A 13177-nucleotide genomic window follows, 5' to 3' on the forward strand; every position below is an offset into this window, starting at 1 on the left:
AGGGCGAGATAGTATCACCGATGACGCTGCACACTCATCAATATACCGCCCCCGAGACCGAGGGTCATCAGCGCCGTGCCGCCATAGCTCATGAACGGCAGCGGCACGCCCACCACCGGAATAATCCCGCTCACCATGCCCATGTTGACGAAGGCGTAGGTGAAGTAAATCATGGTGACGGCGCCGGCCAGCAGGCGGGTGAACAGCGTCGGCGCGTTCATCGCGATCGACATGCCGCGCCAGATCAGCAGCAGGTACAACACCATCAGCACCAGGTTGCCGAGCAGGCCGAACTCCTCGGAGAACACGGCGAAGATAAAGTCGGTGGTGCGCTCGGGGATGAATTCAAGGTGGGCCTGGGTGCCGTGGGTCCAGCCCTTGCCGGTGATGCCGCCGGAACCGATGGCGATCATCGACTGGATGATGTGGAAGCCCTTGCCCAGCGGGTCGTGATAAGGATCGATCAGCGTCAGCACGCGGTCGCGCTGGTAGTCGTGCATCACGGCCCACAGCGCCGGCAAGGCTGCTGCCGCCAGGCCCGCCAGCACGGCCAGCGCGCGCCACGACAGGCCGCCGAGGAAGATCACGTAAGCGCCGGCCGCCGTCACCAGCAGCGCGGTACCGAGGTCCGGCTGGCGCGCGATCAAGCCGGCCGGTACCGCCAGCAGCAGCGCCGCGATGGCGTACGTCTGCCAGCGCATATGTCCCTGCTCACGCTGGAAGAACCACGCCAGCATCAGCGGCATGGCGATTTTCATCAGTTCGGAAGGCTGGATCTGCGTGCCGACATACAGCCAGCGGCGCGAGCCACCCTTGATCACGCCGAACAGCGCCACCGCCACCAGCAAGGCCACGCCCAGCGCGTAGGCCGGCACCGCCAGCCGCATCATGGTCTGCGGCGGAATGTTCGCCACGAACCACATCACCAGCACCGCCGCCGCGATATTGCGCAGCTGGTCCCACACCTTGCCGGGAATGGCGATGCCGGCCGAGTACAAGGTAATCAGACCAACCGACAGCAGCGCGCCGATGATCAGCGCCAGCGGCAGATCGAACACCAGCACGTACGGCTGCACGCGCTGCCACAGAGAGCGGCCATCGGCGATGCGCATCAGGTCTGCACCAGTTTGCGGTGGCGCTGGATGCTCATCAAGATGCCGGCGCCCAGGCCCAGCGTCAGCAGCGCGGTACCGCCATAGCTCATGAACGGCAGCGGCACGCCCACCACCGGCAGGATGCCGCTCACCATGCCCATGTTGACGAAGGCATAGGTGAAGTAAATCATGGTGACGGCGCCGGCCAGCAGGCGCGTGAAGAAGTTCGGCGCATTCCCGGCGATCATCAGGCCGCGGCCGATCAGCATCAGGTACAGCACCATCAGGATCAGGTTACCGATCAGGCCAAACTCCTCGGAATAGACGGCGAAGATAAAGTCGGTGGTGCGCTCGGGGATGAATTCGAGGTGGGCCTGCGTGCCGTGGGTCCAGCCCTTGCCGGTGATGCCGCCCGAGCCCACCGCGATGGTGGACTGGATGATGTGGAAGCCTTTGCCCAGCGGGTCGGTGGTGGGATCGATCAGCGTCATCACGCGCTCGCGCTGGTAGTCGTGCAGCACCGACCAGATCACCGGCAGCGCCGCCGCGCCGGCGGCGAACAAGCCTATCAACGCCTTCCACGCCAGGCCGGCGAGGAAGATCACGCAGAAGCCTGCGGCCACCACCAGCAGCGCGGTGCCGAGGTCCGGCTGGCGCACGATCAGGCCAACCGGGATCCCCAGCAGCACTGCGGCAATCGCGTACGAATGCCATGTCAGGTGGCCGGCGCGGCTCTGGAAGAACCAGGCCAGCATCAGCGGCGTGACGATCTTCATGAATTCAGACGGCTGGATATCGACCACGCCGATGTGCAGCCAGCGCCGCGCACCCAGCTTGATGGTGCCGAACAGCGCCACGCACACCAATAGGAACACGCCGAAGGCATACGCCGGCACCGCGATCCGCATCATCATCTGCGGCGAAATATTCGCCACCAGCCACATGACGAAGAAGGCCAGGAAGATGTTGCGCACCTGGTCTTCCATCTTGCCCGGAATGCCGATGCTGGCGGAGTACAGCGTAATCATGCTGACCGTCAGCAGCATCAGGATGATGAGCGTCAGCGGGCCATCAAAGACTGTGAAGTAGGGTCGCATGCGACGCCACAGCGAACGTCTTTCGTGTATGCGCATGATGGGTGTTCCTTATTGTTTCTTCCGCGCCGGCGTCACCGGCGCCGGTGCAGGCGTGGCGGCCGGCGTTGGCGGCAGCGCCGGCGCGGGCGCTGGTTCGCGGCGCGCCTCGGCAGCGGCGGCTGCGGCTTCGGCGGCTTCCGGATCTTCGATCGGCACGAATTCGGCCGCATCTTCCTTCGGCACCTTGGTGGTTTCCTTGTCGGTCGGACGCTTGCCCAGCAGGTAGAAGTCGAGCGCCTTGCGCGCGATCGGCGCGGCGATCTCCGCCCCCCAGCCGGCATTTTCCACCACCATCGCCACCACGATCTTCGGCTTGTCGGCCGGTGCGAAGGCGGTGTACAGCGCGTTGTCGCGCAGGCGCTCGGCCAGTGCCGAAGCGTTGTACTTCTCGTTGGCCTTGATGCCCACCACCTGCGCCGTACCGGTCTTGCCGCCCGAGGTATAAGCGGCGTTGGCGAAGGCGCGGTAGGCGGTGCCGCCCGGCTCGGAGTTCACGCCCACCATCGCGCTCTTGATGATGTCGATGTTTTCCTGCTTGAGCTGGATGCGGTAGCTTTCGCTCGGCACGGTGAGCTTGCGCGCGCGCGTGCCGCCGTCTTCCACGATTTTCACCAGGTGCGGCTTCATCACCACGCCGTTGTTGGCCAGGTTGGCCATCGCGTGGGCGATTTGCAGCGGCGTGTACGAGTTGTAGCCGGAGCCGTTGGATACCGAAATGGTGTCGCCGCCGACCCACTTGCCGGCATTGCCCTTGAAGCGCTTGCGCTTCCATTCTTTCGACGGCAGCACGCCGGTCTTTTCGTTATCGAGGTCGATGCCGGTTTTCTCGCCGAAGCCGAACGGCTTCATGAAGTTGGTGATGGCGTCGATCCCCATGTCGTTACCAAGCTGGTAGTAATAGGTATTGCAGGACACGATGACCGAACGGCGCAGGTCGACGTTGCCGTGGCCGCCCACTTTATCGTCGCGGAATTTGTGGCCGCCGAGGTAGAAGTAGCCGGGATCCGGATAGGCTTGCGCCGCATTGCGCTTGCCCAGTTCCAGCGCCGCCAGCGCCATGAATGGCTTGAAGGTGGAACCGGGCGCGTAGGTGCCGGACAGCGGACGGTTCACCATCGGGCGGTCCAGCGAGGTATTCAGGTCGTTCCAGCTTTGCGAGTCGATGCCGTCGACGAACAGGTTGGGATCGTAGCCGGGGCGCGAGACGTAGGCCAGGATGTCGCCGGTTTCCGGCTCGATGGCGACGAAGGCGCCGCGCCATTCGCCGAAGGCTTCTTCCACCACTTTCTGCAATTCGATATCAATCGACAGGATCAGGTTATTGCCCGGCGTGGCGGCGGTGCGCGACAAGGTGCGGATAGCGCGGCCGCCGGCCGATACTTCCACTTCCTCGTAGCCGGTCTGGCCGTGCAGCTGCTTCTCGTAGCTCTTCTCGAGACCCTCTTTGCCGATATGGTCGGTGCCCTTGTAATTCGGACCGTCGTCGGTGGCTTCGATGGCCTTGATCTCGGACTGGTTGATGCGGCCGATGTAGCCGATCACGTGCGAGGCGGTTTCGCCCAGCGGGTACTGGCGGAACAGGCGCGCCTGCACTTCCACACCGGGGAAGCGGAAGCGCTGCGCACTAAAGCGCGCCACTTCCTCGTCGGTCAGGCGGGTGCGCAGCGGCACGCTCTCAAAGCCTTTGGATTCGTCGAGCAGTTTCTTGAAGCGCTTGCGGTCCTTGATATCGACCGTCACCAGCTTGGACAGCTCGTCGATGGCTTCGTCCAGCGTGGTGTGCAGCTTGGACGGCGTGATCTCCAGCGTGAAGGCCGAGTAGTTGCGCGCCAGGACCACGCCGTTGCGGTCCAAAATCAGGCCGCGATTCGGCACGATAGGCACGATGGCGATGCGGTTCTCTTCCGCTTTCACCGCGAAGTCGCTGTACTTGACGACCTGCAGCCAGATGAAACGCAGCAGCAGCATGGCAAAGCAGAAAAATACCAGTCCGCCGAGCACCGTCAGGCGCAGGCGGAACTGTTGGAGTTCGCGCTGGTTGTCCTTAATTTCAGTCATGCTAAACGCGCTTTAGATCGGGCGGGTGTGATCGCGGTCTACTGCGCGGCGTTGTGGCGCCAGCAGCAGCCAGGTCGCCAGCGGCCACAGGACCGATGCCACCACGCTTTCGATGAAGTAGAACCAGCCGGGGAATTTCCCGGACACGAAGAAACGCACCAGCAGTTGCACCGACTGCGCCATCAGCAGCAGCGGGAACACGTGCATGGCCTGGGTCCAGATCGGGAACCACAGCATGCGTCGATGCAGCATGATGGCGAAGTAGGACAGCAGCGTGTACGACAGCGCGTTTTCGCCCAGCAGCGTGGCGTCATGCACGTCCATCAGCAGGCCGAGGAAGAAGGCGGTGCCAATGCCGACCTTGCGCGGCTGATGCACGCCCCAGAACACCAGCACCAGCGCCACGAAATCGGGCACGCCGATGAACTGGCCCCAAGGCAGGAGGTTCAGCAGGAAAGCGCAGAACAGGCTGAAGGCAATGAACAGCGGGCTAACCGGCAGCAGGATATAGTGCGGACGATTCATCGTGCCGGCTCCTTGTTGGTGGTGGCGGCCGGCGCAGGCGCGGCCGGTACAGCGGCAGCCGGTGCAGTGGCGGCAGGCTTCGGCGCTGGCGGCGGCATCACCGGCATCAGGCCGGGCGCTGCGTTCGCGGCTGGCGCGGCGGCGGGCGGCGTGGCCGGAGCGGCGGCAGGCTGCTGGCCTTCCGCGCCCTCTTTCGGCACGTCCTTGATCGGCGCCATCTTGTTATTGTGCTTGCGCAGCGGGCGCTGTTCCTCATCCGCCGGACGCGCAGGCATTTCCGGCGTCGACATCAAAATCAGCAGCTGCGTGTTATTCATGATGCCGGCCAATGGCTGGCAGATCACACCGCCGAACGAACCGCCGGCGCTGTTCTCCACCTGCGTCACGCGCGCCACCGCCAGACCGGCCGGGTACACGCCATCGAGACCGGAGGTCACCACGATATCGCCCACCTGGATATCCGCATTCGGCGCCGTAAAGCGCAATTCGAGATTGCCGGCCTTGCCGCGGCCATAGGCCACGCTGCGCAAGCCGTTGCGCAGCAGCTGTACCGGAATCGCCTGCTCCTTATCGGACAGCAGCGTGACTTCGGAGGTGAACGGGAACACCCGCGTCACCTGCCCCACCACGCCCTGGTTATCGATCACCGGCAAACCGAGCGTCACATCATGGCGCGTGCCGCGATCGAGAATAATCTTGCGGCTATTGACGTCGCGCGCGTCGTACAACACATCGGCCAGCATCGACTTCACCGGCAAGTGCTCGCGTGCGTCCAGCAGCTTGCGCAGCTGCGCATTCTCGGCAGCCTGCAACTGGGCCTGCTGCAAAGCCTGTGAACTGAGGATCTGCTGGCGGCGCAACTCGCGCACCTGCTTTTCCATCGACGACAAGGTAGAAAAATAATCGCCGACGCCGTAGATAGCGTCGCGCGGCAGCAAGGCCGCCATTTGCAGCGGATACAGCACAGTGCCGGCTACCTGGCGCACCGTGGTCAGGGTTCGCATATGCGAATCAACCAGCAGCAGTGCAACCGATATGCACGCGAACACCGTCATCTTTACCCGAGCCGAGGCGCCTTGCTTGAAAAGTGGCGGAGGACTGTATTCCATGACTTCCAATAAGCATCGGGGCCGCTGTTTCGCGGCCCCGTTTCGTCAGATCATTCGTAGGAGAAGATCGAACCCAGTTGGTCCATCCGCTCCAGCGCCATGCCGGAGCCGCGCACCACGCAGGTCAGCGGATCTTCCGCCACCAGCACCGGCAGGCCGGTTTCTTCCATCAGCAGGCGATCAAGGTCGCGCAGCAGCGCGCCGCCGCCGGTCAGCATCATGCCTTTTTCCGCGATGTCCGCGCCCAGCTCTGGCGGGGTTTGTTCGAGCGCGTTCTTCACGGCCGAGACGATATTGTTCAGCGGGTCAGTCAGCGCTTCCAGGATTTCGTTCGACGAGATGGTGAACGAACGCGGGATACCTTCCGACAGGTTGCGGCCCTTGACTTCCATCTCCTTGACTTCGGAGCCAGGGAAGGCCGAACCGATGGCTTTCTTGATCGCCTCGGCGGTCTGCTCGCCGATCAGCATGCCGTAGTTGCGGCGGATGTAGTTGACGATGGCTTCGTCGAACTTGTCGCCGCCCACGCGCACAGAGCCTTTGTAGACCATGCCGCCCAGCGAGATGATGCCCACTTCGGTAGTACCACCGCCGATGTCGACCACCATCGAGCCGGTTGCATCCGACACCGGCAGGCCGGCGCCGATGGCCGCTGCCATTGGTTCTTCAATCAGGTACACCTGCGAGGCGCCGGCGCCCAGCGCCGATTCGCGGATCGCGCGGCGCTCCACCTGGGTCGAGCCGCAAGGCACGCAGATGATGATGCGCGGCGACGGGCGGAAGAATTTGGAGTCGTGCACCATGCGGATGAACTGCTTCAGCATTTGTTCGGTGACGGTGAAGTCGGCGATCACGCCGTCTTTCATCGGGCGGATCGCCTCGATGTTGCCAGGGACTTTACCCAGCATCTGCTTTGCTTCTTTACCAACCGCTTGAATGGTCTTCTTGCCATTCGGGCCGCCTTCCTGGCGGATGGCGACGACCGACGGTTCATCCAGGACGATGCCCTGGCCGCGAACGTAAATCAGGGTGTTGGCCGTGCCCAAGTCAATGGCCAGGTCGGAGGAAATGTAACGACGTAAAAAACCAAACATTAAAGTGTCCTGTGGCGCTACCAGTGTGCGCGTAAACCGTTAAGTAAAAAATTCTGTCCGAAATGCGGCGGCAGCAATGATTCAGCGCCGACAAACGCATCAACCCGCCATTCTACCTTATAATTTGACTGTGATTTATCGAAAATCCACGCAAAAGTGTGGCGCCTGAGACCGCGATTTAAGCGGCATTCGTCGATGTTTGCAGGCGAATAGGTAGAAATTCAAGTTTTTTATCAATATTACAATTATTCCCGCCATGTCCCTGACCTTATCCGACGTAACACGCATTGCCAAACTGGCCCAACTTGAGATGAGCGAGCAGCAGAGCGCTACCGCTTTGGAACAACTGAATGGCATTTTTGCGCTGGCCGAGCAGATGCAGGCGGTTGATACCGACGGCGTCGCCCCATTGAGCCATCCGCTGGCGGCGCACATGAACAACATCGCCCTGCGTCTGCGTGAAGACGTGGCCAGCGAACCAAATCGCCGCGACGACTATCAAACCGTCGCACCGAAGACCCAGGACGGCCTGTACCTGGTGCCGAAAGTGATCGACTAAATACCGCCACCGTCATCCCGGCGAAGGCCGGGATCCAATGCCAGCCTGGAAACCCTGCATTGGATTCCGGCCTGCGCCGGAATGACGCTGAGGACGTAACGAATTAAACTGAACCGCCATGCACACCAAAACCATTAAAGAGCTGTCCGCCCTCCTGCAAAGCAAAGCGATTACCGCCACCGAACTGGCCACCCAGTTCCTCGACCGCATCGAGAAGAGCGACTTGAACGCCTTCCTGCACGTGGATCGCGCCCTGACCCTGGCGCAAGCTGCCGAAGCCGACGCGCGCATCGCCGCCGGCACCGCCACCCCGCTGACCGGCGTGCCGATCGCGCACAAGGATATCTTCGTCACCAAAGGCTGGCGCTCGACCGCCGGCTCGAAAATGCTGGCCAACTACGTCAGCCCGTTCGACGCCACCGTGGTCGAGAAGTTCCAGAAGGCCGGCATGGTCACGCTGGGCAAACTCAATTGCGACGAATTCGCGATGGGTTCGGCCAATGAAAACTCGGCCTTCGGCGCGGTGAAGAATCCGTGGGATAAAACCGCCGTACCGGGCGGCTCGTCGGGCGGTTCGGCTGCCGCTGTCGCCGCGCGCCTGGCGCCGGCCGTCACCGGCACCGACACCGGCGGCTCGATCCGCCAGCCGGCTTCGTTCTGCGGCATCACCGGCATCAAGCCGACCTACGGCCGCGTATCGCGCTTCGGCATGATCGCGTTTGCCTCGTCGCTGGACCAGGGCGGCCCGATGGCGCAAACCGCCGAAGACTGCGCGCTGCTGCTGAACGCAATGGCCGGCTTCGACGAACGCGACTCGACCTCGCTGACGCCGGAACTGGGCGGCGTGGATGAAGACTTCACCCGCGAACTGGGCCAGCCGCTGACCGGCCTGCGCATCGGCGTGCCGAAAGAATACTTCGGCGAAGGCCTGTCGAAAGACGTGGAAGATGCGGTGCGCACTGCGCTGGCCAAGTACGTGGAACTGGGCGCAACCCTGGTCGACATCTCGCTGCCGAACACCGCGCTGTCGATCCCTGCCTACTACATGATCGCACCAGCAGAAGCATCATCCAACCTGTCGCGCTTTGACGGCGTGCGTTACGGCTTCCGCGCGGAAGGCTACAAGGATCTGCAAGACATGTACCGCAAGACCCGCGACCAGGGCTTCGGTAATGAAGTGAAGCGCCGCATCATGGTCGGCACCTATGTGCTGTGCCACGGCTACTACGACGCCTACTACCTGAAGGCGCAAAAGATCCGCCGCCTGATCGCGCAGGACTTCGAAAAAGTGCTGAACGGCCCGGACGCAGTCTGCGATGTGATCATGGGCCCAGTAGCGCCAACCGTGGCGTGGGATCTGGGCGATAAATCGGACGATCCGGTGGCCGCCTACCTGGCCGACATCTACACCCTGTCGACCAGCCTGGCCGGTCTGCCGGGCATGTCGATCCCTGTTGGTTTCGGCGCGAAGAATCGCCCGGTCGGCCTGCAGATCATCGGTAAACATTTTGGTGAAGCCAGGCTGCTGAACGTGGCACACGCCTACCAGCAAGCCACCGACTGGCACACCCGCGCCCCAGCAGGCGTTTAATCACGAACACAGCGAGAATAATATGGAATGGGAAGTCGTCATCGGTATTGAGAACCACGTGCAGCTCACTACCGCATCAAAAATTTTCAGCGGCTCGCCGACCGCCTTCGGCGCGGAAGCCAACACCCAAGCCAGCCCGGTTGACCTGGCGCTGCCTGGCGTGCTGCCGGTCATGAACAAGCAGGCGGTGGATCGCGCGATCCGCTTCGGCCTGGCAGTCGGCGCCAAGATCGCGCCAGCGTCGATCTTCGCCCGTAAAAACTACTTCTATCCTGACCTGCCGAAGGGCTACCAGATCAGCCAATTCGAAGACCCGGTAGTGCTGGGTGGCGCGGTCACTTTCGGCTACGAGAAGGATGGCGAATTCGTCACCAAGACCGTCAACCTGACCCGCGCCCACCTGGAAGAAGACGCCGGTAAATCGCTGCACGAAGACTACGCTGGCATGTCGGGCATCGACCTGAATCGCGCCGGCACGCCGCTGCTGGAAATCGTCTCCGAACCAGAGATCCGCAGCGCCGCTGAAGCAGTCGCGTACTGCAAGGCCCTGCACTCGCTGGTGATGTGGCTGGGCGTCTGCGACGGCAACATGCAGGAAGGCTCGTTCCGCTGCGACATCAACGTTTCGGTGCGTCCGAAAGGCCAGAAGGAATTCGGCACCCGCTGCGAGATCAAAAACCTGAACTCGTTCCGCTTCATCGAAGAAGCCGTGCACGTCGAAGTGCGCCGCCAGATCGAGCTGATTGAAGACGGCGGCAAAGTGGTGCAAGCGACCCGCCTGTACGATCCGGACCGCAAGGAAACGCGCGAAATGCGCAGCAAAGAAGACGCGCAGGATTACCGCTACTTCCCGGACCCGGACCTGCCGCCGCTGGTGATCTCCAACGCGTGGATCGACACCGTGAAAGCGTCGATGCCGGAACTGCCGGCCGCCATGCGCGCGCGCTTCGTCAGCGAATACGCGCTGCCGGAATATGACTCGCTGGTGCTGACCGCATCGAAAGCGATGGCCAACTACTTCGTGGCCGTGGTGGATGCAGCGGGCAAGGAAAACGCCAAAGCCGCCGCCAACTGGCTGATGGGCGACGTCTCGTCGACCCTGAACCGCGAAGGCGTGGACATCGCCGACGCGCCGGTCAAGCCTGCGCAGCTGGCGCTGATGCTGAAGCGTATCGCCGACGGCACCATCAACAACAAGACCGCCAAAGAACTGTTCGGCGACATGTGGGCAGCCAAGTCGGATGACGACAACCTGGTCGACGCGCTGATCGAATCGAAAGGCCTGAAACAGATCTCCGACACCGGCGCGCTGGAAGCCATCGTCAACGAAGTCATCGCCAACAACGAGAAGTCGGTGGAGCAGTATCGCGCTGGTAAAGAAGCCGCGATCAACGCCCTGATCGGCCAGGCCATGAAAGCCTCGCGCGGCAAAGCCAACCCGGCGCAGCTGACCGAACTGCTGAAAGCCAAGCTGGCCGGCTAATCAGCCACACGCCAGAACGCCCCGCCGGCTCACGCTTGCGGGGCTTTTTTTTCGCGGCCAAGATCCGCGCGAAAATCCTGCCACAGCACCGACAACGGCTGGCCATACGCCGCCTGTACCGAAGCGCCGAACGCCTTGCCGGCAGCGACATCCCTGATCAAGCGTTCAAACGCCACACCATCGCGCTGCTTCATGTAGTCCACCATCATTGAGCTTTGGCGATAGTACATCGGCCAGGATAGCTTGAATTCATCGGCGCGCTTGGGGAAGAACAGCGAACCATCCGCCTCCGCTTCGAAGTGGCGGCCGTGCACCAGCGCGAATACCGCCTCCTCGCGCGAAACGCGTAGGGCTGCTCCGCCGTTCGACACCGCAGTCGGCAAACCCTCCATGAACCAGTTGGGCAAGCGGGCCACTGCCATGATGCCGGCCTGCTGCTGCAAGTGCAGGTGCGATAGCTCGTGCGCGAGTATGCCTGCGCGCACCGTCGGCGGATCCGCCGCGAGGCGCGGTGACAGATGCACCGCACCGAAGCCAGTAGCGCCATACGCGATCGGCTGCACGGCCGAGTGCCGTGCAAAGCTCTCGCGCGAACCATAGACCTGCACACGCACCGGCTGCGAGAAGCTGCCGTAGTGCGCCCGTTCGACCAAGGCGACCGCCTCCGCCATCAACGGTGCGACGGCAAGCGCCCCTTGCTCCGCTCCCGGCTCGCACCAGATGCGCGGGTCCGACGTGCACTGCACGAAATCCGATGTTGGCTGCACCCACGCCAGCACAATGCGCCCCGTCTGCCCTGCGCCCAGCAATCCAACACCGGCGAGTACAACACCGCCTGCTATTAATCGTTTAATCAAACACGCCTCCCTGTCTGCGTCATATCATATAGCCAATATTAGCCACTCGCGCAAGGACTACGATGAATTTGCAATTCAACGCCGACCCGGCACTGCTGCCCCACGCCGTTGCCGGCGGCGTGCGTTTTGTTTTCGATGATTCCAATGCGCGCTGCGTCGCGCTGGCCGGCACTTTCAATTGCTGGGCGGGCGATGTTTGCATGATGGAGCGCGTGTCGCCGACGCGCTGGCAGGTCACGCTGCCGATACCGGCCGGACGCCATCTCTACAAAATCGTCGTCAACGACACCGACTGGATTCCCGATCCCGCCAATCCGTGGATCTCGGAAGATGGCCAGAACAACTCCTGCCTCACGGTCGATGAAGGCGGCGCGGTGCTGATGCGCCAGCACGGCACGAGCGCCGCTGCACCCGGCCCGCTGCATGCGCGTGCGGCGCTGGCCAGCCCGGACTGGCTGCGCGATGGCGTGATCTACCAGCTGTCGGTGCCGGCCTTCGGCGGCGACTTCGATGGCGTGCGGGCCAAGCTGCCCTACCTGAGCGAATTGGGCGCGGACATTTTGTGGATCATGCCGATCCATCCGGTCGGCATCGAAGGGCGATGCGGTGCACTGGGCGATCCTTACGCCGTGCGCGATTTCGACGCCATCGACCCGGCGCTGGGCGACGAGGCCTCGCTGCGCGCGCTGGTGGGCGCGGCGCACGCACGCGGCATGCGCGTCATCATGGACTGGACACTCAACCGCAGCAGCGTTGATCATCCGTTCACGCGCACGCATCCGCACTGGTACACGCAGCGCGCCGACGGCAGCATCTACTACGCCGTTCCAAATCGCGGCTACTTCGCCGGTTTCAACTTTGCCGATCGCGACCTGCGGGGCTACCTGATCAACAGCATGCGCAGCTGGATCGAACGCTTCGATTTCGACGGCCTGCGCTTCGACGATTCCGACATTACTCCTTGCGACTTCCTCGACGAAATCCGCACCGAGCTGGCGGCGCTGCGGCCCGACATCGCCCTCATCTCGCAATCCTACGACGAGTTCCACCATCTCGCCGCGTGCGACCTGACCTACGAAGGCGGCACGCGCGAAATGCTGCGCCGGGCCGACAACGCAGCCTTCGCTGACTATTGGAACGAATCGACCTACAGCTTCCCGCGCGGCGCGTTGCGCATGCGCTGGCTGGAAGACAAGGAGCAAGGCCGCATCTCCACCTTCCTCGGCGCCGGCGCACACCGCCCCGCCGCCGCAGCGATGCTATGCATGGACGGCGTGCCGCATATCCTGATGGGACAAGAATTCGGTGAGCCGACATGGACCGGCTGGCAAGTGCTGTTCGACGGCTGGCAGCTGAAATGGCAAGCCTTCGACAGCAGCCTGTATGCGCACTACCAAACCCTGATCGCCCTGCGCCGCCAGCACGCCGCACTGCGCACCGGCGCCACTGCTTTCCTGGACGGCCTGCCACCCGGCGCCATCGGCTTCACCCGCGACGACATCATCGTACTGGCTAACCTGTCCAACAGCACGCAAACGCTCAACACCAAGCTGTCGCACGTAGAGCCTCTATACGCGTCGGGCTGGCATGCGCAAGACGCCACATTGGCGCCACACGGCTGGCTAATCGGACGATAAAATTAATGTAGACATTTATGTCTAGACAGAATAT

The 13177-nt window shown here is 62.7% G+C and carries 11 protein-coding genes; 4 read left to right on the top strand and 7 right to left on the bottom strand.

What is annotated here, in order from left to right:
* Positions 1–14 precede the first annotated feature (14 nt).
* From rodA (BMZ70_RS21950) to BMZ70_RS21975, 6 genes are read right to left on the bottom strand one after another with little or no spacing between them, the layout of a single operon-like run.
* Positions 15–1112, bottom strand: coding sequence for a rod shape-determining protein RodA (gene rodA / locus BMZ70_RS21950; protein ID WP_092279414.1), 1098 nt, complete (start codon positions 1110–1112; stop codon positions 15–17).
* Positions 1112–2227: a rod shape-determining protein RodA gene (gene rodA, locus BMZ70_RS21955; RefSeq protein ID WP_092279416.1), complete on the bottom strand. Its 1116-nt coding sequence runs from the start codon at positions 2225–2227 to the stop codon at positions 1112–1114. Before rodA (BMZ70_RS21955) ends, rodA (BMZ70_RS21950) begins: the two co-directional genes overlap by 1 nt.
* A 12-nt stretch (positions 2228–2239) precedes the next feature.
* Positions 2240–4288: a penicillin-binding protein 2 gene (mrdA, locus tag BMZ70_RS21960; RefSeq protein ID WP_092279418.1), complete on the bottom strand. Its 2049-nt coding sequence runs from the start codon at positions 4286–4288 to the stop codon at positions 2240–2242.
* 12 nt (positions 4289–4300) lie between these two features.
* Positions 4301–4813 (bottom strand): rod shape-determining protein MreD, encoded by a 513-nt coding sequence (mreD, locus tag BMZ70_RS21965; RefSeq protein ID WP_092279420.1) that lies wholly within the window; start codon positions 4811–4813, stop codon positions 4301–4303.
* A complete protein-coding gene (gene mreC / locus BMZ70_RS21970) occupies positions 4810–5922 on the bottom strand; it encodes a rod shape-determining protein MreC (protein WP_092279422.1) in 1113 nt (370 codons plus the stop codon). Before mreC ends, mreD begins: the two co-directional genes overlap by 4 nt.
* A gap of 50 nt (positions 5923–5972) precedes the next feature.
* Positions 5973–7016, bottom strand: coding sequence for a rod shape-determining protein (locus tag BMZ70_RS21975; RefSeq protein WP_072789105.1), 1044 nt, complete (start codon positions 7014–7016; stop codon positions 5973–5975).
* A 256-nt stretch (positions 7017–7272) separates the two neighbouring features.
* Between BMZ70_RS21975 and gatC the strand changes: the two genes are divergently transcribed.
* From gatC to gatB, 3 genes are all read left to right on the top strand, one after another.
* Positions 7273–7575: an Asp-tRNA(Asn)/Glu-tRNA(Gln) amidotransferase subunit GatC gene (gene gatC, locus BMZ70_RS21980; RefSeq protein WP_092279424.1), complete on the top strand. Its 303-nt coding sequence runs from the start codon at positions 7273–7275 to the stop codon at positions 7573–7575.
* Positions 7576–7693: 118 nt separating this feature from the next.
* Positions 7694–9166, top strand: coding sequence for an Asp-tRNA(Asn)/Glu-tRNA(Gln) amidotransferase subunit GatA (gene gatA / locus BMZ70_RS21985; RefSeq protein WP_092279426.1), 1473 nt, complete (start codon positions 7694–7696; stop codon positions 9164–9166).
* 22 nt (positions 9167–9188) lie between these two features.
* Complete coding sequence (gene gatB / locus BMZ70_RS21990; RefSeq protein WP_092279428.1) at positions 9189–10649, top strand: Asp-tRNA(Asn)/Glu-tRNA(Gln) amidotransferase subunit GatB; 1461 nt, start codon at positions 9189–9191, stop codon at positions 10647–10649.
* A gap of 29 nt (positions 10650–10678) precedes the next feature.
* Here the strand turns inward: gatB and BMZ70_RS21995 are convergent, their stop codons facing one another.
* Positions 10679–11506 carry a hypothetical protein gene (locus tag BMZ70_RS21995; RefSeq protein WP_130301083.1) on the bottom strand — a complete coding sequence of 276 codons (828 nt, stop codon included), beginning with the start codon at positions 11504–11506 and terminating at the stop codon, positions 10679–10681.
* Positions 11507–11568: 62 nt separating this feature from the next.
* On the opposite strand from BMZ70_RS21995, the gene BMZ70_RS22000 reads away from it, so the two are divergent.
* Positions 11569–13143, top strand: coding sequence for an alpha-amylase family glycosyl hydrolase (locus tag BMZ70_RS22000; RefSeq protein ID WP_092279432.1), 1575 nt, complete (start codon positions 11569–11571; stop codon positions 13141–13143).
* Positions 13144–13177 lie beyond the last annotated feature (34 nt).

Source organism: Duganella sp. CF402 (genome assembly GCF_900109645.1).
In the GTDB taxonomy this organism is placed as follows: domain Bacteria; phylum Pseudomonadota; class Gammaproteobacteria; order Burkholderiales; family Burkholderiaceae_D; genus Rugamonas.